The sequence below is a fragment of the Terribacillus saccharophilus genome (genome assembly GCF_046592895.1).
In the GTDB taxonomy this organism is placed as follows: Bacteria; Bacillota; Bacilli; order Bacillales; family Amphibacillaceae; genus Terribacillus; species Terribacillus saccharophilus_D.
The window spans coordinates 573,591-599,064 of sequence record NZ_JAWVPU010000002.1 but is presented as its reverse complement, the minus strand read 5'-3'; the positions used below and the strand labels follow the sequence as shown (position 1 = coordinate 599,064).

Annotated in this window: 24 protein-coding genes and 1 pseudogene; 16 read left to right on the top strand and 9 right to left on the bottom strand. The window is 41.5% G+C overall.

The features are described 5' to 3' along the window. Positions 1 to 14: 14 nt before the first annotated feature. The 14 genes and pseudogenes from aroE (at position 15) to SFC66_RS08820 (ending at position 14,426) form a co-directional block, all read left to right on the top strand. Entirely contained in the window at positions 15 to 920 is a 906-nt protein-coding gene (gene aroE, locus SFC66_RS08885; protein ID WP_411218334.1) for a shikimate dehydrogenase, read from the top strand. Positions 921 to 1,290: 370 nt separating this feature from the next. Next, positions 1,291 to 1,854, top strand: a complete 564-nt coding sequence (locus tag SFC66_RS08880; protein ID WP_411218333.1) for a TetR/AcrR family transcriptional regulator — start codon at positions 1,291 to 1,293, stop codon at positions 1,852 to 1,854. Positions 1,855 to 1,935: 81 nt separating this feature from the next. Beyond that, positions 1,936 to 2,286: a DMT family transporter gene (locus tag SFC66_RS08875; protein WP_411218724.1), complete on the top strand. Its 351-nt coding sequence runs from the start codon at positions 1,936 to 1,938 to the stop codon at positions 2,284 to 2,286. A 2-nt stretch (positions 2,287 to 2,288) separates the two neighbouring features. Beyond that, the gene (locus SFC66_RS08870; protein ID WP_411218332.1) at positions 2,289 to 2,603 is read left to right on the top strand and encodes a DMT family transporter; all 315 of its coding nucleotides are present in this window, start codon (positions 2,289 to 2,291) and stop codon (positions 2,601 to 2,603) included. Positions 2,604 to 2,980: 377 nt separating this feature from the next. Next, positions 2,981 to 3,775 carry a nucleotidyltransferase domain-containing protein gene (locus tag SFC66_RS08865; protein WP_411218331.1) on the top strand — a complete coding sequence of 265 codons (795 nt, stop codon included), beginning with the start codon at positions 2,981 to 2,983 and terminating at the stop codon, positions 3,773 to 3,775. A 236-nt stretch (positions 3,776 to 4,011) separates the two neighbouring features. Beyond that, entirely contained in the window at positions 4,012 to 4,899 is an 888-nt protein-coding gene (locus tag SFC66_RS08860) for an alpha/beta hydrolase family protein (RefSeq protein WP_411218330.1), read from the top strand. 291 nt (positions 4,900 to 5,190) lie between these two features. Then, positions 5,191 to 6,156 (top strand): helix-turn-helix transcriptional regulator, encoded by a 966-nt coding sequence (locus SFC66_RS08855; RefSeq protein WP_411218329.1) that lies wholly within the window; start codon positions 5,191 to 5,193, stop codon positions 6,154 to 6,156. Positions 6,157 to 6,227: 71 nt separating this feature from the next. Further along, entirely contained in the window at positions 6,228 to 6,860 is a 633-nt protein-coding gene (locus SFC66_RS08850; protein ID WP_411218328.1) for a type 1 glutamine amidotransferase family protein, read from the top strand. A 333-nt stretch (positions 6,861 to 7,193) separates the two neighbouring features. Beyond that, on the top strand, positions 7,194 to 7,394 hold the full coding sequence (locus SFC66_RS08845) for a hypothetical protein (RefSeq protein ID WP_411218327.1): 201 nt from the start codon (positions 7,194 to 7,196) through the stop codon (positions 7,392 to 7,394). After that, positions 7,369 to 8,637: an NAD-dependent epimerase/dehydratase family protein gene (locus tag SFC66_RS08840; protein WP_411218723.1), complete on the top strand. Its 1,269-nt coding sequence runs from the start codon at positions 7,369 to 7,371 to the stop codon at positions 8,635 to 8,637. The genes SFC66_RS08845 and SFC66_RS08840 overlap by 26 nt, the downstream gene beginning before the upstream one ends. Before the next feature lie 463 nt (positions 8,638 to 9,100). Next, positions 9,101 to 10,534: an MFS transporter gene (locus SFC66_RS08835; RefSeq protein ID WP_411218326.1), complete on the top strand. Its 1,434-nt coding sequence runs from the start codon at positions 9,101 to 9,103 to the stop codon at positions 10,532 to 10,534. A 110-nt stretch (positions 10,535 to 10,644) separates the two neighbouring features. Then, positions 10,645 to 12,063 (top strand): family 43 glycosylhydrolase, encoded by a 1,419-nt coding sequence (locus SFC66_RS08830; protein ID WP_411218325.1) that lies wholly within the window; start codon positions 10,645 to 10,647, stop codon positions 12,061 to 12,063. Positions 12,064 to 12,548: 485 nt separating this feature from the next. Further along, entirely contained in the window at positions 12,549 to 13,784 is a 1,236-nt protein-coding gene (locus SFC66_RS08825; RefSeq protein WP_411218324.1) for an MFS transporter, read from the top strand. A gap of 22 nt (positions 13,785 to 13,806) precedes the next feature. Then, positions 13,807 to 14,426: pseudogene (locus SFC66_RS08820) on the top strand (HAD hydrolase family protein). Between the two features lie 293 nt (positions 14,427 to 14,719). Here SFC66_RS08820 and SFC66_RS08815 read toward each other — a convergent pair. From SFC66_RS08815 to SFC66_RS08800, 4 genes are all read right to left on the bottom strand, one after another. After that, positions 14,720 to 15,691: an NAD(P)H-quinone oxidoreductase gene (locus SFC66_RS08815; RefSeq protein ID WP_411218323.1), complete on the bottom strand. Its 972-nt coding sequence runs from the start codon at positions 15,689 to 15,691 to the stop codon at positions 14,720 to 14,722. 202 nt (positions 15,692 to 15,893) lie between these two features. Continuing rightward, positions 15,894 to 17,048 carry a glycosyltransferase family 4 protein gene (locus tag SFC66_RS08810; RefSeq protein WP_411218322.1) on the bottom strand — a complete coding sequence of 385 codons (1,155 nt, stop codon included), beginning with the start codon at positions 17,046 to 17,048 and terminating at the stop codon, positions 15,894 to 15,896. A 9-nt stretch (positions 17,049 to 17,057) separates the two neighbouring features. Beyond that, positions 17,058 to 18,206 (bottom strand): NAD-dependent epimerase/dehydratase family protein, encoded by a 1,149-nt coding sequence (locus tag SFC66_RS08805; RefSeq protein ID WP_411218321.1) that lies wholly within the window; start codon positions 18,204 to 18,206, stop codon positions 17,058 to 17,060. Positions 18,207 to 18,324: 118 nt separating this feature from the next. Further along, positions 18,325 to 19,842: an FAD-dependent oxidoreductase gene (locus SFC66_RS08800; protein ID WP_411218320.1), complete on the bottom strand. Its 1,518-nt coding sequence runs from the start codon at positions 19,840 to 19,842 to the stop codon at positions 18,325 to 18,327. 114 nt (positions 19,843 to 19,956) lie between these two features. Between SFC66_RS08800 and SFC66_RS08795 the strand changes: the two genes are divergently transcribed. Continuing rightward, on the top strand, positions 19,957 to 20,229 hold the full coding sequence (locus SFC66_RS08795) for an acylphosphatase (protein WP_411218319.1): 273 nt from the start codon (positions 19,957 to 19,959) through the stop codon (positions 20,227 to 20,229). 29 nt (positions 20,230 to 20,258) lie between these two features. On the opposite strand, the gene SFC66_RS08790 is transcribed toward SFC66_RS08795, so the two are convergent. Both SFC66_RS08790 and SFC66_RS08785 read right to left on the bottom strand, forming a co-directional pair. Then, positions 20,259 to 21,770, bottom strand: a complete 1,512-nt coding sequence (locus SFC66_RS08790) for an FAD-dependent oxidoreductase (RefSeq protein WP_411218318.1) — start codon at positions 21,768 to 21,770, stop codon at positions 20,259 to 20,261. 86 nt (positions 21,771 to 21,856) lie between these two features. Beyond that, entirely contained in the window at positions 21,857 to 22,096 is a 240-nt protein-coding gene (locus SFC66_RS08785) for a ferredoxin family protein (protein ID WP_093728423.1), read from the bottom strand. 235 nt (positions 22,097 to 22,331) lie between these two features. On the opposite strand from SFC66_RS08785, the gene SFC66_RS08780 reads away from it, so the two are divergent. After that, complete coding sequence (locus SFC66_RS08780) at positions 22,332 to 23,516, top strand: M14 family metallopeptidase (RefSeq protein WP_411218317.1); 1,185 nt, start codon at positions 22,332 to 22,334, stop codon at positions 23,514 to 23,516. Here the strand turns inward: SFC66_RS08780 and SFC66_RS08775 are convergent. The 3 genes from SFC66_RS08775 to SFC66_RS08765 all read right to left on the bottom strand — a co-directional run bounded on the left by SFC66_RS08775 (position 23,513) and on the right by SFC66_RS08765 (position 25,472). Next, complete coding sequence (locus tag SFC66_RS08775) at positions 23,513 to 24,064, bottom strand: histidine phosphatase family protein (RefSeq protein WP_411218316.1); 552 nt, start codon at positions 24,062 to 24,064, stop codon at positions 23,513 to 23,515. The two genes, SFC66_RS08780 and SFC66_RS08775, sit on opposite strands and share 4 nt — an antisense overlap. 134 nt (positions 24,065 to 24,198) lie before the next feature. Continuing rightward, the gene (locus SFC66_RS08770; RefSeq protein ID WP_411218315.1) at positions 24,199 to 24,402 is read right to left on the bottom strand and encodes a DUF6501 family protein; all 204 of its coding nucleotides are present in this window, start codon (positions 24,400 to 24,402) and stop codon (positions 24,199 to 24,201) included. Beyond that, positions 24,399 to 25,472, bottom strand: a complete 1,074-nt coding sequence (locus SFC66_RS08765) for an AbrB family transcriptional regulator (RefSeq protein ID WP_411218314.1) — start codon at positions 25,470 to 25,472, stop codon at positions 24,399 to 24,401. The genes SFC66_RS08770 and SFC66_RS08765 overlap by 4 nt, the downstream gene beginning before the upstream one ends. Positions 25,473 to 25,474 lie beyond the last annotated feature (2 nt).

Below are 25,474 nucleotides of genomic sequence, written 5' to 3'. Positions count from 1 at the left end.
GAGGAGTTTTTAAAATGAACAAATACGATAATAACCTAGCAAAAATCGATGCTAAAACTACTTTGGTTGGATTACTCGCTACTCCGATCGGACATAGCGTTTCTCCGCAAATGCATAACCTAGGCTATACGATCAGCGGATTGAATTATGCGTATCTAGCTTTTGAAGTCGGTCCGGAAAAGCTGAAAGAAACGGTTGAAGGTATGAAAGCGATGGGAGTGGCAGGATTCAATGTATCCATGCCAAACAAAATCGACATCATCCAGTATCTGGACGAACTCGATGATACAGCGAAGTTCTCAAGAGCCAGTAATACTGTAGTGAACAAAGATGGCAAATTGATCGGATACAACACAGATGGTTTGGGCTACGTGAAAAACTTGGAAGAGCATGGCGTAGTTTTGGAAGGAAAAAAAGTGACGCTAGTCGGTTCTGGAGGAGCAGCAACTCCTATCGCTATTCAGTTGGTACAATCCGGTATCAAAGAAATCAGCATCTTTGCCAGAAATGATAAATTCTTCTCCAAAGCAGAAGAAAATGCAGCATATATCAATGATGAAATGAAAGAATTCGGCGTGAAAGCCAATGTATTCCCATTGGAAGACAAAGACACATTCCGTAAAGAAATCGCAGAAAGTGCTGTTTTAGCTAACGCAACAAGCCTGGGAATGAAACCATTGGACGAATTAAGCATCATCGATGACATGACAGATGTACTGCGTGAAGACCTAGTAGTGACAGATGTTGTATATAACCCTCGTAAAACAAAATTGCTAGCACAAGCAGAAGCTGCTGGTGCCAAAGCAATCAACGGACTAGGCATGGTCTTATGGCAAGGCGCACTTGCTTATAAACTATTCACAGGGGAAGATATGCCGATTTCAGAAGTGAAGGAAAGCATGTTCGGTACGGATATTTAAGAAGAAGCTAATAAGGTAAAAAATTATGACCATGAAAGCAAGTAACAGCTTGTTTTCATGGTCATAATTTATATGGGTCACCTATCAACTACCAAAGAGCTGATTCATGTAACTGTTTCACTAGTAGTTTAAGGTACGGATTCTGAGTGGAGCAGTCGGAAAAAAGGTATACTTAATATGATTTCTTTGCCTACAGATGTTAAAGTGAAATAACAAATGCTTCGAGACGATGGAACGGTCATCTGAAGGCACTAAAAAAATCATGAAACAATCATTCGCGTGTACTTGTAAAGCTGCAACATTGACATCCCATATTTATCGAGGTAGAATATAACTGAATGACAGTCAGTCATTTTTAGGAGCGTTATATATGGATAAAAAAGAGAAAATAACCAAAGCTGCAATTGAAACCTTCTTGGAAAAAGGCATTACAAAAGCTACAATATCCGATATCGTGAAGAAAGCCGGCATTGCGCAAGGTACATTTTATTTATATTTCCCTTCAAAGCTCGATGTGATGCCGTCCATCGCGCAGGAAATGCTGCAGGTAATCTTGGCATCATTGGATGAAAAAGCAAATTCGACAGACATGGATGAACTGATCGAGCAGATGGTGGATGTCGTATTTGACGTCACGAGAGAATACAGGGAACTATCAAAACTGATCTATGCTGGTTTGGCCCAAACAACTCATATCCAGGAATGGGAAAATATCTATGATCCACTATACGACTGGATAGAAGACAAGCTCCATCAAGGCCAGGAAAACGGACAGGTAAGGAAGTTCAAAAATTCCAAATCGATTGCTAAGATCATCATCGGGACAATAGAGTCATCCGCTGAACAGCTCTTTTTATATAATGATAACCATATGCAAGTGAATGAACATAAAAACGAACTGGTTCAATTTTTGCGTATAGCAATCAAAAAATGATAATCCTCCAAACAGGATTATTATTTTTCTCCTAAAAATGACTGACATTCATTCATAAAGACAAGATAAAGGATGGTAAGCATAATGAACAAGTCATTGCTTTTTTTGATTTTGACATGTGTTTTTGAAGTACTCTGGGTTTTCGGATTCAATATCGCCAGCGAGCCTTGGCATTGGATTTTGATTGTTGGAATAATCGCTTGTGATTTCTACTTTTTATCAAGAGCGTGTGAAGCACTGCCTACTGGTACTGTGTATGCTATATTTGCAGGTGCAGGTACGGTAGGATCCGCGTTGATGGACATATACGTATTCGACGGCAGTTTCAGCGTTCAGAAAGCGCTATTTATGCTGCTGATAGTTCTAGGCGTGATCATGCTGAAGCTATCAGATAACAAAGATGAAAAACAAAAACAGAAAGGAGCTGCTTAAGTATGGGATGGATATTTGTCATGATAGCATCATGCTTTGAGATGGTGGGTGTAGTGGGGCTGAAGAAATTCAGTACGAAAAAGAACGTATGGAATGCCATCATTTATTTAGGCGGTTTTCTTTGCTCGTTTATCTTGTTATATCAATCTTTCAACTATTTACAGCTTAGTGTGGCGTATGCAGTCTGGACTGGTATTGGTACAGCAGGCGCGGTTTTGATCAACATGTTTGTTTTCCATGAATCCAAGAGCATCGGGAGAATCTTCAGCCTGTTAATAATCATCACCGGCGTAGTCGGACTTAAATACGTTTCATAACATCAGTCAACTTTATTAGGTAACGCTCTTTATGTTCCTTGATACTAAAACCCCATTGCAACTTAGAAGAATAAGTTGCAATGGGGTTTTTGCATTACGTTTCCATGCATTAAAAGCATAGTTGGAAATCCATATCGAGGCAGAAAAGTATTGTTGAAACCGAAGCACTGATATTGTATGGAAAACTAAATGTAGAAGTACCAAAAATAAATTGAGAACACCATATTTTTACATCCGAAGATATTAAAATGTAATGTGAGGCGATAACAACCAATAAGGTCTTCCATTTAGGAGTTCTTTTTCCGACGCAATTTTGATAATGACAGTTAAAACCGCCTGATGATTATAAAAAATAAATAGCATGGAGTGATCGTAGTATGTACAAACATCATCAAGATTCCATTGATAATTTCATTTCTATGTATAAAGATAAGCCTGAGGTTATAGCTGCTATCTTAGGTGGATCTGTTGCTAAAGGCAATGAAAGAGTAGATTCCGATGTAGATATCATGTTAATAGTCAGTGATGAATATTATGAGGAATTGATAAAACAAAATAGGATTTCAGAAGTGATTACGGAGAACTGCACTTATGAGAAAGGTTATTTTGATATCAAGTACTTTACAAAGGATTATCTCATTCAAGCTTCTAAAGTGGGAAGTGAACCTACTCGTAATGCTTTCATAGGAGCTCGGTGTTTATTCGCACACGATTCCGATATAGATGAACTGATCAAGCAAATCCCCATTTATCCTGTCTGGGAAAAGGAAGAAAAAATATTATCATTTTACAGTGCTCTGATGGTAAATAACTTTTATTTTTGGGAACAGGCAGTCATCACGAACAATGTTTATTTAAAGACACGGGCAGCTGCTGACATCGTTTTGTTTGGGTCAAGGATGCTGCTAGCTTACAATGAGAAACTATTCCCTTGCCAAAAGTGGTTGATTGCCACGCTCAGCGAACTGGATCAAAAAACACAGGACATCGCAGATAAAGCTAATTTATTTTTACAAAAGCTTGATGAAGAGACAAAAAATGATTTTGTCTTTTCCATTTTGAATTATTGTGAATGGAATGTCCCAAAAGACCCTGCCGCAATATTGAGCAGAGCTAATGATGATAATGAATTATGGTGGTATAAGAACACCCCTGTTCTTGCCGAGTGGTAAGGGGCTTAGTGTAGTTTGTGGAAGAGAACTTCAATCGAGGTAATTTACGGACAGATAAGATCATGGACAAATTTTGAGTTGACGCTTTTTTTACGTGTTAACTCTTTTTTTGTACCAAAGAGATACAGATAAAACGAATGTAGCTGAAATTGGGATTGATCCATATATGCTCAAGCCATTTACTGATAAGAAGATAAATCCATTTAATGAACACAAAGAAATGAAGGGGGATTTAAATGAAGATAAATATTAGAAAGATTTTATTCTTCTCCTTAAGCTTCATTTTAATTTGCGCCATAGTGCTTATGGTTTTGCTATATCATTTCTTAGGTAAAGCCACCTATTTCAGCGATGAGAAATATTCTTATACTACAGAAAATATCGGCTTGGAAGTGAACGGTATGGAGATATTCGGGAAAGCTTACATCCCTGAATCATCAGGTCAAAAAGAATTTCCGGCAGTGATTTATTCACATGGCTATGCAAGCACACATAATGCGGACAATTCAGTATTAAAAAGTCTGGCTATGAGCGGGATTGCAGTATACACATTCGATTTTCGAGGAGGAAGCAATCAGAGCCAAAGTGAAGGAAAGACAACGGATATGAGTGTGATGACGGAAAAGGATGATTTAAATGCCGTAATCGATATGGTTAAGACTTTGGACTTTGTAGATGATGATCATTTATTTTTGCTCGGAGCAAGCCAGGGAGGGTTTGTAAGTGCAATAACTGCAAACGACAGGCCAGATGATATAAGCGGGATGATTTTGTTTTACCCTGCTTTTGTCATTGGGACGGACCAAAGAAAGGAGTATCAAACATTACAAGATGTACCGGAAGTGATGGCTTTTGGGGATATGGATATTGGAAAAGTATATTATGAAGATGTGTGGGACTTTAATGTTTTTGCACATATATCGAATTATGAAGGTGATGTGCTTATCATACACGGTGATAAAGATGAAACAGTGCCATATTCTTATTCCGAAAAAGCAGCCAAAGTTTATGAGCATGCCGAATTGATTAAGTTTCAAGACCAAGGTCATCGGTTTACAGGTAGCAAACGGACCGAAGCTGCCGAATTAGTATATTCTTTCATTCAAGATCATGTTGTGCGTTAGAAGTATCCTTTTCGGGTTAAATGAATCAAGCTTTCATGCTGAGCTATATGTGGTTGTTTAATGTTCCATATTTGTACCCAGCTACAGGTAATAGGGTAAATACTAATAAGCTAATTGATTCAATTGTATCAATAAAGTGTAGGAGACTGATAAAATAATAGTTAAGAGCGTCTCATAAGACTTATCTCAGAAATGGGGTGCTACTTTGAAAATCGGTAGAAACGTGTCAGTTTAATCAACCGGAATCCTTCAAGGCACTTTCCTACTAAATTTCATATAGAGGTGGAGTATATGCCTAAGATTGACAATATGTTAGCAATTCTATGGATGCTTCGTACAGGAGAAAAGGTTACAGCGAAACAAATTTCTGAAAGACTAGAGATGAATATAAGGACTGTGTATCGTTATATTGATACTATTTCAACAAGTGGCGTACCTATAATTTCAGAACCAGGGCATAACGGTGGATATACCTTATTGAACAATTTTATTGAGGCTCCTCTATTTTTTGATTTCGAGGAGCAAACTTCTCTATTCCACGCTGCTGTTTTTGCTGAAGAAGCTGGGTATTATGGAGGTGAAGCACTAAATAGGGCCATTTCAAAACTAAGTAAATATTCCAATCAAGAGCAGGAAACAAAAATCAACCAACACTTAACCAGCCTTGAAGTAATAAGTGGATTAAGTTCACCCTCCATGGAACCTTCTTTGAAGGAGTTGGAACAGGCAGTAGCTGACGGGTACTCCGTAAAAATCCTTTACCATAAAAGTGGCGAAAACCATTTAAATTATAGAGTGGTCGACCCGTACAGAATTATCTATTGGAATAATAAGTGGTATGTGATTGGATTTTGCCATCTCCGAGATGATATCCGTAGTTTTAGAGTAGATCGAATGGAAGGTATAATGCTAACCGGAAATAAGTTTAACCGTCCAGAAAATTTTTCGGCACGTGACTTTTTTGTAAAGAGTCTGCTTCCAACTACAGAAGATAAGGAAGGGATTATACCTTTGGTTCTTAACGGGGATAAAAGTGCATTGGCTGATATTTGCCAACATTGGTTTTTAGGACATTATTTACAAAAACGGACTCCAAATCAAGCTGTTTTTCTTCTTGAACAAGATATTATACATACATATGTACCTTATATACTTTTACCATACAATAAATCTGTCAGAGTTATAGAGCCAATAAGCCTTAAGAAAAGACTTATTGAAGTTCTGACGGAATTAATAGAGTTTCATCAAGAAAGATAACTACCCTGACGTTAACTGTCAGGGTAGTTATCTTACAATAGCTATATCAATTACGATTGGAGAGTTATTGGATGCAAACTAAAAAAGCTTTTCTTTATGTATTTCATACAATGTCTGACTGGGAATATGGATATTTAATTGCTGAACTAAACTCAGGAAGATATTTCAAAAAAGATGTAGCACCTTTTAAAGTAATTACAGTAGGAGTCAATAAAGAAATGATTACTACTATGGGGGGACTGAGCATAAAACCAGATATTTCTCTTGATGAATGTACTTTTGAGAGTAAAGATCTTTTAATTTTACCAGGAGGGACTACCTGGAGTGAAGAAATGCATCAACCTATCTTGGAAAGGATTGGCCAAGCCTTAAAGGTTGGTACTATTGTTGCTGCAATTTGTGGTGCAATTGAAGGTCTTGCGAATATGGGATATTTAGATAATAGAAAGCATACAAGTAATAACTTAGATTACACTAAAATGGTATGTCCCAACTATAAAGGAGAAAAGTTCTATGAGTTGGGAGCTGCGATATCTGATGCGAGTTTAGTAACTGCATCTGGAATAGCTCCTCTGGAATTTGCTATGGAAGTACTGAAAAAGATAGATGTATGTTCACCAGATGCATTACATTCATGGTATAACCTCAATAAGACTCATAAGCCTGGATACTTCTTTCAATTAATGAATTCAATAAATGATTGAAGTAACTGAAAAGCTCAACTTCTCTATTTTGATTTGTAGAGAAGTTGAGCTTTTTTAATATACTGTAATCCTGATGCACTTCCTCCATAGTTATAGTTTGTGCTATTGTGCATTCAATGAGGAAATTATCCTTTGACTAGGTTTTCTTTAGTGTTAAATAAATCAATCTTTCCTACTACACTATATGCTTGTTATTCAATGTCCCATAAAGGTAGGCCCGCTAATATTCATGTGAGCGGGCCTAATTAAATTACTATTTATAACATGGAAATACCATAAATCTCATAAAAGGAAATTTAAGATAAGAGTAATAGTATGGAGGAGGTTATTAAGATGGCAAGAAAGAAAACAATATTTTTAACCGGGGCTTCAGGAAATATGGGGCATGAAGGATTTAAACAGCTTTTGGAGAAAAGAGACAAATTCAATCTTGTAGTTCTCGTTCTCCCGACTGAAAAGGATAAAAAAATCATGTATCCTTATGAAACAGAAAGCGGCGTAAAGATCCATTTGGGGAGACTTAACGCGCTATGAAGATGTTTTAGAAGGTGTTACAGGCGCCGATTTTGTACTCCATGTTGGAGGAATGGTTTCTCCTGCTGCGGATTACCATCCAGAATTAACAACGAAGGTGAATGTTGGCGCAATCAGGAATATCATTAAGGCCATTCACTCCCAACCCAACAAAGACGACATCAAGTTAGTTTATATAGGGACTGTGGCGGAAACGGGAGATCGTAATCCCCCTGTTCATTGGGGCAGAACCGGAGATCCAATCAAGATAAGCGAATACGATAATTATGCGATCACCAAAACAATCGCTGAAAGAGAAGTCATAGAATCTGGATTAAAGTATTGGGTTTCTTTAAGGCAAACAGGCGTTTTATACAATAGCATGTTAGATAACTTGGATCCCATTATGTTTCATGAGCCGATTGACGGTGTCTTCGAATGGGTAACGGCAAAGGATTCAGGAAGATTGCTGGCAAACGTATGTGAAGAAGATGTACCTGATGAATTTTGGAACGGAATTTATAATATTGGCGGCGGGGAGAAATTCAGGACAACCAACTATGAATTCATGAAACTTACTTTTGCTGCACTTGGCATGGACCTGCATAAAGTTGTCGATTTAAACTGGTTTGCTACCAGGAATTTTCATGGTCAATGGTATTCCGATTCTGACGTTTTAGAAGAATATCTGCAGTTCAGGAGCGGCTCGATTGGCAGCTTTATAAGTGAGTTCAAAGCAAGTGCACCTTTTAAAATGAAGCTCGCAAAATGGGCTCCATCCAAATTGATCAAAAAGTTTGTCATGGAACCAGAAGCAAATAAAGCATTGGGAACCATGCATTGGATAAAAAATAATGACGAAGCAAGAATAGCGGCGTTTTTCGGTTCTAAAGAAGCATGGAGAAAAATACCGACATGGAACGAACTGCAGATTCCAGAACCTTCCAAGGTACCTGTCTTGCTCGAACACGGATATGATGAAACTAAATTGAAATCTGATCTGAACCTAGAGGATATGAAACAAGCCGCTATATTCAGAGGCGGAGAATGTCACGCAGAAGCCATGGAAACAGGCAATTTATCAACGAAACTTCGATGGAGCTGTGCGTTTGGCCATCAATTTGATGCAAGTCCTGCACTTATACTCCTGGGCGGCCACTGGTGTCCAAATTGTCTCCCTTCGCCTTGGAATTATGAAGAAGAAGCGAAACGGAATCCATTCTTTGCTCAAGTTTGGTACCCGCTTCAAAAGCAAAATAAATAAGAACCCTCTAATTACACACCTACGCGGAGAATGGGTAAGTAAATTTTCATGAAAATATCAAATTACTAAAAACAACATCATAATACCATAAGTGATTATACAGTTTGGCTTATAATTCACTTGAAAGCGCTATCATATAAATCTTCATCAGGGAAAAAGCAAGGTGATAATCCTTTTTCCTGAATAGCATTTTCAAAAGTGGCAACATCGAGTCATTTAACTTTTGCGCATTAGAGTAAATGGATGCATGGAAATGAGTTCGCAGGATGAAATATGAAATAAGACATGAAAGCAACTTATCACCCGACGATTACTTGAGTTTCAAACGGACGCTGATTTATTGATATGCGAACTTACAGGTCATAGTAGAGATGCTCATCGCGCAATTGAACAGCTGAAAGAAGTACTCATAATGGGACTCGGAAGCATGTTTCTAGTCCCACCTATAAAGGGGGAAGAAGGAATGAAGGTGGAGAAAGAGGTTTCTTTGAATCATAATACCAGTCCGTCAAAGAAGGATCTTGGCACTGATTCATTAGGTGTTCAGAAAACAATGAGGTTGAAGCATTATCTTGGTGACGGATCGACCATGATTGCAACCAACACAATTAGCGGACTCGTCGGTATGCTCACTTTTTTTTACACAGACAAGATCGGTCTTGCAGCAGGAACAGTAGGTACCATTCTTCTTTTATCAAGAATATTCGATGCCTTTTCAGATCTGGTAATGGGAAAACTGGTTGATTCCACTAAATCCAAGCACGGAAAAGCACGTCCGTGGATTTTATGGATGACGTTACCCACAATAATAGGTATCATCTTACTTTTCACCATTCCTGCAAATGCTTCTATGATGACCAAGAATATATACGCATTCCTAACAGTCACTCTTGTAACAGGAATCATCTACACTGCTATCGTGATACCTTATTCGAGTTTGATGGCACTTCGAACGCGTAGTTCTGAAGAGCGGGGAAAGATGGGGATTACCCGTGCCGTCTTTGGCTATGTCATCGGTATGGTCATAGCGATCATGTTAATACCTGTTTCAAATATGCTGGGTGGCGACCAGAGAGCGTGGATAATCATAGGTGTGGTACTAGGGGTAATTTCAAGTATTGCCTTATTCATTACCTTCATTACTTCGAAGGAAGAGAATACGACGGCTTCTACGGAACAAGCTGAAGCTAAAGTTTCATTTATTGAAAGCATCAAATTGTTGTTTAAGAATAAATATTTTGTTATCATGCTGTTTGTGAATTTTCTAATGCAGATGATGTACACGTTAAATGGATCTACTGGAGTCTATTACACGAAGTATATACTTGGGAATGAGAATTTAGTAGGGATCATGGGTGGAGTTGGATTAATTCCTGTCTTGGTAGGATTTATTGCAGTAGGACCGATGATGAAAAAATTCGGTCTGACGAAGACAGTTCAAATCGGTTTCGTAATAGGCATCATTGCTACAGGACTAAGATGCTTCATGCCATATAGTTTTACAGCAGCTTTGGTTCTTGGATCTTTGGCCACATTTGCAACCATTCCAATGATGTCCATTGGAGGAGTATTGTTCAGTAATACCATTGAATATGGGGAGTGGAAAACAGGTAAGCGATTAGTAGGGATGATCAACAGTGCAAGCAGCTTTGGAATGAAGATCGGAATGGGGCTCGGCGCTGCGATAATTGGCTGGATCCTTGCGTTTGGGTCTTACGACGGCACACTCGCTGTACAACCGGAATCGGCAATCAATAGTATTCTATTACTGACAGTTTACTTGCCATTTGCTTTGTTCCTCATTAGTTATTTGATTCTCCGTAAATTCGACCTTGATAAAAAGTATCCGCAAATTGTCAAGGAATTAGACGAGCGGAGGAATTCAGTGACTAAGTAATTATTCAGGATAAATAAGGAATCCGACTTAACTGTAAATAACATAAAAAAGAAAACATTCGTGACGATTATCGGATGTTTTCTTTTTTGAATAGTGATGAGGGTGAATTCATGAGTAAACAAGCAGTAAATCCAATTTTGCCGAGTTATGAGTATATACCTGACACCGAACCGAGGGTATTTGGCGACAGAGTTTATCTTTACGGGTCCCATGATCGGTTCAATGGAACGGAATATTGTATGAATAGCTATGTAAGCTGGTCAGCGCCAGTGGATGATTTGACAGATTGGAGGTATGAAGGTGAAATCCTGGAAAAGGGATTGGACCCGCTGGACCCTGAAGGTGAGCTGATGTATTATGCGCCAGATGCCATTCAAGGAAAAGATCAGCGCTACTACCTTTATTATGCCATAAAGAATCTAAGTATCATCTCTGTTGCTGTTTGCGATACACCATCAGGTAAATATGAATTTCTCGGACATATTGCATACCCTGATGGAAAAGTATTGGGTTCGGAGCCTAATGATGCATTTCAGTTTGATCCAAGCATTTTTATCGATGATGATGGGCGTATCTTTTTATACTCTGGGTTCAATCCGCCGAAATCAACAATATTCAATAGAAAAATTGTCGGAGCCATGGTCATGGAATTGGAAGACGACATGGTCACTTTAAAACACGGACCAAAAGTGATCATTGGAAAAAAGCAAAATGGTTTTAAAAAACATGAGTTCTTTGAAGCACCTTCCATGAGAAAGGTAAACGGAACGTACTATCTTATTTACTCATCCTTTCCTAACACCAGCTGGTTATGCTATGCGACAAGCCAGCATCCTGATAAAGGGTTTAAGTACAAAGGCATCATCGTAGCCAACAATGATGTTTTCGAAGACTCTCCAGAAAGGAAGCGGCCGCAAAATTATTCTGGCAATAACCATGGCGGCATTGTCGAGATTCGCGGGAAATGGTATGTGTTTTATCACCGTAATACAAACAGGCATGGATTTTCCCGGCAAGCTTGTGCGGAGAAAATTCATTTTAACGAAGATGGTCTGATACCGCAGGTTGAGATCACTTCATGCGGATTGAACGATGGCCCGCTTGCGGCAAAAGGCGAGTATAGCGCCAGCATTGCCTGTAATCTAAAGGGAAAACGCGGCATCGGCATACTTCGGACTATGTTTGATAAAAAATTGCCTTATATTACGCAAGATGGGGAAGATCGAAATCATACTCCTTTTCAGTACATCACAAATATTTGGGATGGTGCTTTGATTGGCTATAAATACTTCTCTTTCACCGAAGAAATCAGTCAGTTTTCGATAACAACCCGCGGAGCAGGAGAGGGTGTGCTCCTGATCAGCAGCACGCCAGGCGGTAAACCTTTAGCAAAAATACAAGTTAGTAATTCAGCAGAATGGCAAAAGGTAACTTCACCTTTTCAATCTCCGCAACAAGAACACGCCTTGTATATTACATTTCAAGGTAAAGGAGCGATTGATATAGCAAGTTTTAGTTTCGATCTATGAACAAAGTCTGTATATAGCTGTCGGTTAGTGTCGCGAGGGACAGTTGATTAGAATGATAAATGACATTTGCCCACTGCGTAATCTTACTGGCATGCTGATTTTAAAGAAAAAACGCTTGTACTTAATTGTTCAAGCGTTTTTCTGTATGTGATGATCTATTGGAGTTTACTGCTCCGCATGCCGAAAGCCAAATTTTGGTGTATTATAAAAAAGCAATTACATAGGGTGTTCAATAGTATGATCTCAGTTATTTTGTTTCATTAAACACCTTAACCATGATGCAGAGGAGGTTCGTCAGGGAGTGAAGAGCAAAATAAAACGAAACGTGAAATGCAGACATTCTTTATTGTTTCAAAAGAGAAAAGCAATGGAGCAGAGTTGGCGAGAGATACTGATATCAGTATCGGTCATTATCAACTCATTAGTTTAGGATTTAGCAAAAAAGTTATGAGTCACATATTTCTAAAATTGAGAGGTGCTGCAACATGGCAACATTCCTTTTGTTAGTTATCTATTTGGCTTTCATCAGTCTAGGACTACCTGATTCTATACTAGGTTCAGCATGGCCGGTTATGCAGCTGGATTTCGATGCTCCGCTTAACGTTGCTGGATATCTATTTATGATTATCTCAGGCAGTACAATCGTCTCCAGTATATTAAGCGGAAAGGTATTGAAACGATTCGGAACTGGCAAGGTCACTTTTATAAGTGTTCTTATGACAGCGCTTGCTTTACTCGGATTTTATACTTCCGCATCCATCGTTTGGTTAATAGTTTGCGCAATTCCTCTAGGACTGGGTGCAGGGGCCGTTGATGCAGGTTTGAACGATTATGTTGCAACACATTATAAAGCACATCACATGAGCTGGCTGCATTGCTTTTGGGGGATAGGAGCTACAATGGGACCGATCATAATGGCTCAGTTCATTTCTGGACAGTCTTCTTGGAGAAGCGGATATTTAACCATTTCCTTGATTCAAATTGGGCTGGTTGTAATTCTACTTTTTACACTACCGTTATGGAGCAAGGTGAAGCAGAAAAGTTTCAGCACCATACAAGAAGATTCGGTAATTGCAGAAAGCCCACCAACAAAAGGCGACCCTGGTACTGTAAAGCCTTTACAAACCAAAGGAGTTAAACTGGCTCTTGCTTCATTCTTATTTTACTGCGGAGTCGAAGCAATGATTGGTCTATGGGGAAGCAGCTTCTTAGTCGATCTTAAGGGGCTAAGTGCAGCAACTGCAGCTGGCTGGGTTTCCTTTTATTATGGGGGAATAACGGTTGGACGCTTTATCACAGGTTTTATCACTTTCAAAATAAATAATCGGTCTTTAATAAGATTGGGACAGATCATTGCTTTATTGGGCGGTATCATTTTATTCCTGCCATTACCGTCCATTTTCTCCCTCATCGGATTCATCATTGTTGGTGTTGGATTAGCACCTATTTTCCCCTGTATGCTGCATGAGACACCTGCACGCTTTGGGAAAAAACATTCCCAGACAATCATGGGATACCAACTGGCTTTAGCATATACCGGTACCACATTCGTACCGCCTTTACTTGGTTTCGCCGCATCATGGATATCCATTGGAACCTTCCCGGTGGCGATCGTTATCTTGATTTCAGCACTGCTCTTCAGTTCAGAAAGGTTGAATAAACTGCTGGATAGAAGGGTTTTGACAAGCGGAGAAGATACCAGCAATACTGCAATGAAATAAAAAAACGACGTGAGAATCTTATATGATCAAATCAGTATTGACTGATATGGATGGGACATTCTTGCATAATGACGGGGAGTACAACAGAGATCTCTATAAGCACGCAAAGACACTGATGAAAGAAAAAGGTGTTGTATTTGCTCCTGTTACAGGAAAGCAATGTGAACGTATTGAAGAATTGTTTGGTGATGATGCGGACGATCTATGGATATTAGGGGACAGTGCTACCAGGATCAAACATAAGGGTGCATTTGTTTATGAGTCACAGCTGCGTAATGAATTAGGACTGGAGATTATCCAGCGCTAAAATGTTTCGAGACAAGAGAAAAATTATCTCGATTCTTTGAATCAGCTTATATTGTTGCATCGGAAGCAGCTTGGATCGATATAGTAAATGCAGAAGTGCATAAAGGCACGACAGTTGAACATCTACAGGGAATATTGAACATAACGCCAGATGAAACCATGGCATTTGGTGATGGGTATAATGACTTGGAACTGATGGTGCGAGCTACATATAGTTTTGCTGTGAGAAATGCTGTTCAGGAATTGAAAGATGCTGCCAACTTTATAACATGAACCAATCAAGAAGATGCTGTCATGAAAACGATTGTTCAGTTATTATCCCTGCAAGGAAAGTGAGAATCATTGCATTACAGTCAGGATTTGAAGGACACAAAAAGGCTTTATAATGCAGAGCCTTTTTGTGTTTAAAGTTTGCGTTGGATTTAACAGTGAAGGTGGAGCTACAGGTAGGGATATATGCAAATTCCTTTTTATAAATTTACTAGTTTACATAATATATATTATCGGAAGTTAAATAATAAGAGCGTTTCATATCTCAAATAACAAGTATTCTTAAGATAGTGAGACAAAATTAGAAAAACAGACTGCGCAGCGGTTATGCTGCACAATCTGTTTTTAATGATCATATATCAATCAGCTACATGCAATACGATTTTTCCGGTGTTTTTGTTACTTTCCATATAATCATGCGCTGCAGCGATTTCGGTTAACGGAAATACTTTATCGACAATCGGCTTGACATCTTGTGATTCCAACAGTGGCAGCACATTATCAATCAGATCTGCTGTCAGTCTTGCTTTATAATCCATGCTTCTTGTACTCAATAATGTCCCTTTTACATGTAAACGCTTTGCAAGCAACGGCATGATCGATGCATTGTCCAGATCAGTGCCTCCTAGGAATCCGATCAGGATCAATCGGCCATCCGTTTTAAGTGTTTTGATATTTTGATCCCAATATGATGCTCCGATGAAATCCAAAATCACGTCGGCACCTGTATCAGCTAATCTATCAGCAAATTCTTCTTCTTTGTAATTAATGGTAATATCAGCACCAAGCGATTTACAAAAATCCAGTTTTTCCTGTGATCCTGCTGTAACTGCAACAGTTGCACCTGCTTGTTTTGCTAATTGGATTGCCGCTGTGCCAACACCACTTGCTCCGGCATGGATCAAGACGGTTTCTCCTTCTTTGAGCTCTCCAAGCCAATGCAGCGTCTGATAAGCTGTCAAGAAGACTTCTGGTACTGCAGCTGCCTCATCAAAGCTCAGATGCTCCGGAATGGGCATAGCGAGCTTGCTGTTCAGTACAGCATATTCCGCATATCCGCCTGAAGGAATAAGTCCGAAAACGCGGTCTCCCTTCTCCCATCCGTATGCTTCACTACCCGCTTCTTCCACGGTACCGGCAATTTCAAGCCCTAAGATTGGATCAAAATCGGTTGAAGGATAATTTCCTTTTCGTTTTTCTATGTCAGCACGGTTGATTGCCGATGCCTTTACACTGACTAGTATTTCGTCTGGTTTTATGGTTGGTTTATTGATTTCTTCCAGTTTCAGCTGATCTGTCCCGCCAAAACCTTGTAGTTTGATTGCTTTCATATCTAATACTCCCTTTCTGCTTCTATTTTCAACCTTTACGGAAAAAAAGTAAATAAATCAGCATTATCCAGAATGGTATTGCCAGCAAGATCCCAATTAGCAGTCCTTTAAAGAATTTCATGCTGCTGCACCTCATTTCGTGTGCTTTTTATTATTGATTACCATATGCCAAAACTCTTAAACATGCAAAAACCCGGCTCCGTTATCTGGAGCTCGGGTTTTCTACTGCTTGATATATAGGGGACCTTGCTTGGATAGCTTCTAAATAGTAATCGAATAGTTCGCTGGAAGCGTTCGTCCAGGAATGCTTCTCTGCTTCCACCCTCACATTTTGCCTCATATTAGCAATCGATACTTGATCATCAAGATTTTCTACTGCTTTATTCATGCTGGCAACATTTTCATTTTCGAATAAAAATCCTGTCTTGCCTTCTTCGATTTGTTCGAGAGTCGGTCCGCTTTTGGCAGCGATGACGGGTATACCGGATGCCATAGCTTCAAGGATGACCAGACCTAGTGTCTCGGTGATGGATGGAAAGATAAAGGCATCTGCAGAAGCGAATGCTTGTGAAAGCTCTTCTCCATGAAGAAAGCCGGTAAACAACGTGTTCGTCCCTGCAAAGACCTTCTCCAGCTCTTTACGGGCTGGACCATCGCCGATGATGGCCAATGCCAGGTCATCCCGCTCATCAAGCAGCGGACGAATCTTATGGATTTCCTTTTCGATTGCCAGCCTGCCGACAAAAATGAGCAGTTTTTTACTTCGATCACCTTGCCGCAAACGATCTCGCATACTTTCATTATAAAAATCAGGGTGCCGCTTCACGATATCAACACCTCTGCGCAGCACATGCATCCGCTCAAATCCGTGAGCATCCAATTCCTGCTTAATCGCAGCAGAAGTGCACAAATTGATATCCGCCGTGTTATGAAGCCTGCGGAAATGCCACCAGAATAGTGGCTTCAGTGGTTTATAGAACTTGTAATAATCAAGATATTTCGGTATATGCGTATGATAAGACGCCAGAAGCGGAAGCCCCATCTTATGTGCGTAATGAATACCTGCTACTCCGAGCAAGGCAGGATTCGCCACATGCACGAAATCCGGCTGGTGTTTCTCAAGCAATGCTTTGATGCGCCTTGTCGGCAGAGAGAATTTCTTGGAACGGTAAAATGGCATCGTTACTGTCCCCACTCCTTCGACAAGTGCACCTTTGTACTCGGTCACACCTAGATCCGGCGCGATGACGATGACTTCATGCCGCTGACTGCGGAGAAACTTGATAGCTTCGGTGAGCCGGGTGACGACACCGTCAGTCGATGGCAGAAATGTCTCGGTGATAATGACGATTTTCACCTTTTGCTCCTATCTCCACGTAACCGTCGGAAGCACGTTTTCCTTGATCACGCGGTCTTTGTGCTGAATAGCTGTCTTTAGGATAGCGTGAAGTACGTCATCTGTAAGAAGATGTGGTTCCAGACCAAGATCACGCAGTCTCGTATTGACGGCATTATAGTAATGCTCCTCTGCTTCCACTCGAGGATTCTCGATAGATGTGATTTGAGGGTCAAGACCTTGCTCCCGACTGACCTTCTGCACTTTCTCCGCAAGCTCCTTCACGGAGAAACTTTCCGTGAACTGGTTGAAGACACGGAATTCCCCGGCATCTGCTGGATTCTCTGCGGCGATTTCCACACAGCGGATCGTATCGGTGATATTCAAGAAGCCGCGTGTCTGTCCGCCGCTGCCATAGACAGTGATGTCATGACCAGTTGCCGCCTGGATGAGGAATCTATTCAGTGCCGTACCGAAGATACCGTCATAATCGAAACGATTGGCAAGCACCGGATCCAGTTCCGTCTCTTCGGTGTGAAGGCCGTACACAACGCCTTGGTTCAAGTCTGTTGCACGGATGCCCCAGATTTTGCAGGCAAGCATGATGTTATGACTGTCATGCACTTTCGATAGATGATAAAAAGATCCCGGCTGTTTCGGGAAAGGAAGCTTATCTTTCCTGCCTTTATGTTCTATCTCGATGAACCCTTCTTCGATATCGATATTCGGGGTACCGTATTCTCCCATTGTACCAAGTTTGATCAGATGACATTCGGGAGCGAGTTCCTTGATTGCAAAGAGTACATTCAAGTTACCGATCACATTGTTCTGCTGCGTATAAACCGCGTGTTCGCGATCAATCATGCTGTAAGGAGCAGAGCGCTGTTCTGCAAAATGTACAAATGCATCAGGCTGTACTTGCCGGAATACTTCAGCTAGGAAATCATAATGATTTAAATCTCCTATGTATGTCTTGATTTCCTTGCCAGTCTTTTCTTTCCATTTTGCTACCCGCTCTTCCAAGGAATAAATTGGTGTTACGGAATTGGATCGTAATTCTTCATCATACTTACGTCTTACTAAGTTATCGACGATTGCTACTTCATGACCTTGCTTTGACAAATAAAGGGCTGTCGGCCATCCACAGAAACCATCTCCACCAGCTACAACAATTTTCATGACTCATCCTCCTGTGACATCAACATTTCTTGGTACGTTCGTTAACAATTATATGCTAACGATGCTGTAATGAAAAACCATTTGATGTTAAGGAAGACTTGAGAATGTGTAAACAATGTTAACTGTTCAGCCCGCGATCCAATTTTTTCAACGGTTTTTTAGCCGGACCTTCAATCACTTCACCAGTACCAGAAAAACGTGATCCATGACAAGGACAGTCCCAGCTGGATTCGGCACTATTCCAATTGACTTCACATTTCATATGGGTGCAAGTTGTATCGACTTGGTGGAGTTCCCCGCTTTCGTCTTTGTAGACACCAAGCAGCAGTCCATTGAACCGTACTTTGGTCGCCTCGCCCCGCTTCAGGTTCGGTACATATTCGTACGGCTGTTCCAGTTTACCGATTACAAATTCCTTTGCCACTTCCATAACATTCTTAGTTACACTACCCAAATCAGGGTCCGCGTGAAACCTTGAAGGCTGATAAATATTTTTGTAGCGGCTGATACCGGAATTGATGAGCGATGTGATTTCAAGACCGGCGACGATACCGCTGGTCATACCCCATTTGCGATAGCCGGTAGCAACGAATATATTAGGCTGTCCTTTACTGATATGCCCGATATACGGCAGGTTATCAAGCGTCACAAGGTCCTGAGCCGACCACATGTATACAGGTGCTTCTGTGTCCAAGTAAGCTGCAAAGTCTGTCAATTCCTTATAATACATCTCCTCTGGATGTCCTTCCCCTGTACGATGCGACTCTCCGCCAATCAGTAGCAATGTGCCGTGCTCTTCGGATTCAATGCTGCGAATGGAACGAGAAGGTGTATCTGCATTGATATACATACCGCCTGGATAGTCTTGTTTCGGCTTGGCCGCGACAACATACGAGCGGTCTGCATGCAATCTGGCAAAATAAAAACCCTTTCCATCATGAAATGGATAATGTGAGGCAACGACTACTTGCTTACATGTCACTTTTAGACCGTTTTTTGTTACAACGACTGGATTTTCTCCCTCTTCGATTTTGTCAGCTGGTGTTTCCGTATATACTTTACCGCCGTTTTCAAGGAATACCTGCAGCAAACCGTTTAAGAATTCCAGCGGATGATACTGGTATTGTCCTTTCATGATCAATGCCTTTTCGACATCGAAAGGAAGCGGTACCGAGTCTGTCAGTTCTCCCTCTATCCCTAATTTTTGGTACGCGTCATATTCCTTCTCCAATTTATTGACATTCTGCTTTTCCTTCGTATAAATGTAAGCATCTTGTTCTGTCAAATGACAATCGATTTGATGAGCTTTCGCAGCATCTTTGACGAATGCTATGCTATCCATGCATGCTTCGTAATGCGTTTTGGCAACATCCGTGTTGAAATTCTGGATATATTCATCGTAAATGAGGCCGTGCTGGGCAGTGAGCTTCGCTGTCGTGTATCCAGTCGTCCCGCTATATAGATTGTCAGCTTCGAGAATCGTCACTTGTCTGCCTTCCTTAGCCAGCATATAACCTGTCACTATACCGGTGATTCCTCCGCCAATGATGACGATTTCGCTTTCTGTATCATAACGAAGTGATTCGAACTGCGGTATCTCCGTCTTCTCTCGCCAATAACTCTTATTATGTTTCATTGTCTTCCTCCATGTAGTGTGATAGCTCCATTTTTGCCAAAGAAGCGATGTGTTAACCAAACGTTTTTTGTATACGCTATCAGGGAAGACATAACGCAAGGAGGCGGAATAGGGATGAAATGCGTACAGATGTTTGTCGGGGGAAAAGTGCAAGGTGTCGGGTTCCGGCTTTCAGCAGCAGAGATTGCCCGCAATCTGGAATTGTCAGGCTTTGTCCGCAATGAAGCAGATGGTACTGTTCAAGTGAATGCTGAAGGTGATGCGGATCAGGTCGAGGAGTTCATCAAGGAAATCAAAAAAGGACCGAATGCTTTTGTGAAAGTGAAACAAGTCGATGTCAAATACTTAGAGAAACAGCAAGGATTCAAACGATTTGAAGTACGATAAAAGCCCGGCTATCAGCCAGGCTTCTTTTTTTAATCTATTTTCTTGAGGTCTTTCACTGCCGGTCCTTCGATGACTTCACCACTGGCACGGAAGCGTGAACCGTGACAAGGACAATCCCAAGTCGTCTCCGCATCATTCCAGTGTACTTCACATCCCATATGGGTACATGTCGTATCGACTTTATGGACGGTTCCTTCGTTGTCTTTATACACACCGACAAGCTTCCCATTATGCCGGATCTTCCCCGCTTCACCTTGCTCAAGATCGTCAATGGACTTGTTCGTCTTCTCCAATTTTCCCGATACAAGCTCTGTACCAACTTCGACCATATTCTTGGCTAACGTGGTAATACCTTTCACTCCATCTGATCTCGCAGGGTCATAAATATCATTGTATAAACTTTTGCCGTCGGCTATTAGGGAAGTGATTTCCTTAGCCGCTGTTATTCCGCCGGACATCCCCCATTTGCGGAAAGCAGTGGCTACGTATAAATTTTGTGTGCGTTTCGTTATGCGTCCAATATAAAAGAGGGAATCCAAGCTCATGAAGTCTTCTGATGACCAGTTATAATCGAATTCATCCATTTCAAACTGCGAACGGCCCCAGTTTCGGAGATTGCTATAATGCTCTTTCATCTCTTTTCCTTTTCCGGTACGATGTCCATCTCCGCCGATGAGCCATAAGGTTTCACCATCTTTATCCTTCGCACTACGGACAGATCTGGATGGGCTGTCCATGGAAATGAACATGCCGCCTGGGTAACGTAACGGACTTTTACCAGAAACGATATAAGAACGTGCAACGTCCAAACGGGCAAAATAGGCACCTTTGAAATCATAAAAAGGAAAATGCGTAGCGATAACAACATGCTTGGCTGTCACACTGCCGCCATCCTTCAATTTGACAGTTGCCGGCTCTCCCTCATCGATCGTTTCGGCGCGTGTATCTTCATAGATGCGTCCGCCATGTGAACTGATATATTCTGTCATGGCTTGCAGGAAAAGCAACGGATGAAATTGGGCCTGATTGTCCATTTTCACTGCTCTCTTTGATGAAACCGGCAGAGGCAATTCTTCTTCCAGGCTTCCCGGAATGCCGAGTTTTTGATATGCTTCCCATTCTTTTTCGATTTGACGGACATTTTTCTGCTCATCCGTGAAGACGTAAGCTGCTTCGGTGCTCAATTGAAAATCCGCCTGCAATTCTTTTTCCGTCTCTTTTACGAAATCAATCGTTTCCATGGCTGCGTCATAATGTATCTTCGCTGTTTCCTCGCCGAACTTGCTGATCAGCTGGTTATAAATGAGATCATGCTGCGCTGTAAGCTTAGCTGTGGTATAACCTGTCGTACCATGGCCTAGTTTGAGTGCTTCGATGAGCGTCACTCTGAATCCTTTTTGTGTAAGTAAGTAAGCAGTGGTGATACCGGCAATGCCTCCACCGACTACACACACTTCGGTTTCCGTATCTTCTTTTAGTTTCGGATAGTTTGGGAAATTGCTTGTTTCGATCCAGTATGATTCATGTTTGCCTTTCGACATATAGCGACAACTCCTTTTTTGTTCTACTTATCCCATTTCAAGGAAAGATAAACAAAAAAATCCACTGCCTCTTGGCAGTGGATCGCTTAGTTTTCCTGGAAGAACTTGCGGTTGATTTCGATATATTTCGTTTCTTCCGCTGGTACCTCATCTTCCATGAAGATCGCTTCAACTGGACATACCGCTTCACATGCACCACAATCGATGCAGATGTCTGGATCGATATAGAACATATCTTTGCCTTCCGCGATACAGTCAACCGGGCAAACTTCCATGCATTCGCCAGCTTTTTCTGCTTCACATGGGGACGTAATGACAAAAGCCATTTGTATAGCCTCCTCTACTACTATGAATGAACCGAACATTCATCTCGGTTTCTTTCCAGGTATACTGCGACTACGCAAAATACAAACGAACTATATGTATTTATACCCTATCGTTTCAAATTATAACAACAAAATTCAATAATAACAACGGTCGCGATATAACAATTTAGCTGCTTGCCCTGTCACCATAATTATTACATACTGCACATATACTCTAGATAAGGAGGCGATACAGATGGAAATCAAACTGCAGGAGAGCTGTCAACTGAGCACCGTAGCCACATTATTTCATCTTCCCACTTATGTATTATTTTCAGCAAATCCGTTTCTTTCAACGCATGTGCTGCCCCAGCAGCCGATCCAGGTGCCTGGATATCAGCTTTTTAACGCCACACTCGATACGGATATGTCCACCGCGTCACTGGCAGCTGCATATAAGCTCCCAATCCAACTGGTGGATCTTTTATTTGAACAATCTTATTTCCCTGCGGGTACGCAGCTATTGCTTCCTCGTCGAATAACTGCTGCCGTGACACATTTACACGGGTACTATGATTATGCTGCCTGCCTTCATGATATCCAAACTCTGCAGCAGCTGTTTCCGTTTTTGAAAATACGTACAGCTTACAAGAGCGTAATGGGGAAACCGGTGACAGAGCTTCTGATCGGTAAAGGCAAAAAACGCATTCATATAAATGCTAGCTTTCATGGAAATGAGTGGATCACCTCCTCGGCACTGATGCGGTTCGTCAATGACTACTTATTGTCTGTCACACATGACGATACGCTGTTTGGTTATTCTGCAAGCAAACTATACCAAGATGTGACGCTCTCGATCGTCCCAATGGTCAACCCGGACGGAGTCGATCTTGTCATTCACGGAAGCAAAACGGCACAAGAGTATGAAGAACTGGTCCGATTCCTGAATGGGGATTGTACAGATTTCCAGGGGTGGAAGTCAAATATCAAGGGAGTCGACCTTAATAAGCAATATCCTGCCAGATGGGAGTATGAACAATTAAGAAAGCCGAAGCTGCCTGGCCCGCGTGATTTCCCGGGGCGCACTCCGCTGACAGAGCCTGAGTCGATCGGGATGTATGAACTTGTTCAGGATGGAAATTTTGACATGGTGGTGGCGCTGCACACGCAGGGAGAAGAGATTTACTGGAGTTATGATGAAAAAGAACCATCGATTTCATCAACACTGGTTTCCCGGATGGAAGAGGTCAGCGGGTACGAAGGTATAAAGGAATTGGACAATTACGCTGGTTTCAAGGACTGGTTCATTGATCACTACCGGCGCCCGGGCTTTACAATAGAACTGGGCAAGGGAGAAAATCCCTTACCCATTGAACAAATCGATACAATCTATGAGAAACTGCAAGCTATATTAATGGTTATCATCAGTGGGGATGTTTAAGCATTCCAAATTCGTTCCACCATAAAACTGCCTGCTTCGCGCTGAACCAGAAAAACATCCGGATTAGAGAATCCTTTCCAATGGGAAAAACCTATATCAGTCTGGAACTCTTTCAAAAGGATTGCAAGCAGGTTGCCATGTGTGACCAGAACGACGTTTTCCAGCTGCTCCTCTGCTTCCAGTTCATCAAGCAGGCTGCGAACACGGATTCTTGCATCATTGGAGGATTCGCCTCCGGGCAGACGCAAGTCAAAATCAGAAAATGAATCTTCCAATACTTCAAGCCAGTCATCGATAGGCTCTTCACTTAAAATCCGCTCCTGCAGCCTGCGGTCTAATTCTATCGGAATATCTGCAGCATCCGCAAAAGGTTTGACTGTCTCGACGGCCCGGAAATAGGGACTGGAGAGGATACGCTGAATAGGGAAGTCCTGCCGTTTCAGAAAAGTAGCAAGCGATCGGGCTTCATTGATTCCTTCATATGTCAGCGGTGAGTCTTTATGCTGTCCTTCAGCATTGCAATGGCGAACAAGAATGATCCTTTTCACAAGCCCCAACTCCTTCTAACTATGCTTAGCCTTATTATCGGTTAACCGCCCGACAATTACAAGCACTGCAAGAAAAACACCAGACACAAAATAAGGCTAACCTTTATTAGGTTAGCCTTAAACTTGCCATTTTATTACACTTCCTTGAAATAATCCTTCCGGAAGGCTCCGACTCGGTCGGAATTATCGACTATGAAGATGAATTCTTCCGTTTCATTTTTGACATCATAGATCTTTCCTGGAGTCAGCGTCGTGTTGACGACGTATTTTTTTGCATCCGTGTGGACACATTCCACTTGTTTGATTGTTTTCGCTTCTTGCCAATGTTTGTGTATCATAATGTATCTTCCTTTCGTTGGTGCTTCTCAAGCTTAGGCAGCGTCCATTGCAGCAATAGCGGCAGTACGAGGACCACAAGCAGCAATCTGATCGTCTGCAGTGAGCTGACGATGGATGGATCTCCGCCTGTCGTCTGGGCCGTCAGCGCCATTTCAACAAGCCCGCCAGGTGCCATGCTGAGTACGGACGTGGCCATGTTCAGTGACGTGAACATGCTGAACAAATACCCTAATCCAAAGCAAAGCAAAATAAGCAGCAAAGACAGACCTGCATAATAGAGACAGAGTCTGCCAGCTTTTTTTAGATCTCTTATAGAAATAGAATGACCTAAATAGACGCCGATTGTCAACTGTGCCGCGACAAAAAATAAGTGCGGGAACTGAAAGAGATGCATGCCGCTCACTTGAAGTATTGCTGTAAGCAGCATCGGCACGATGACCAAAGAAGACGGTATGAAGCGGTTTGTCAGACGTGCAACAATGTACATGATCACATATAGACCGATTGTCCACCAAGCACCTTGCTCTGTCTGCGGCAGCTGTACAGCTCCTTGCGATGCACCATCCATAAATAAATGGGTGGCAGCGAACGGGATGATGAATAGGATACTGACAAGCCGTATCGTCTGGAATATCGTCACCAGTCCGGTATTTGCCTTCATGGATTCACTGAGCGCAGACACAGCAGACAAACCGCCAGGTATACTGCCGAGCATGCTTGTTTTCATATCCACATTGACCCATTTACTCACTACGTACGCATTGATCATGCAAATGACGATCAGCAACAGCGTAAGCAGCGTATAAATTAAAAGGTAAGGCTGCACATTGTGGAATGTGTGCACCGTGAACGTGTTACCGATTTGTATGCCGAGCAGCCAATAACTCACTTTCCGAAGCGGCTGGGAAGCAGCCGTTCTGTTATTCCAAAAGATCTTGGAAAGCAAAAGGCCTGCTACCGGACCAAGTATCCAGGGGAGTGGCAAATGCAATAAAGTGAAAAGCCCGCCGCTTATTAGGGCAATCAGGTATGACATCAAGATGAAACGCAGTTGATTGTTTCCCCCCATCC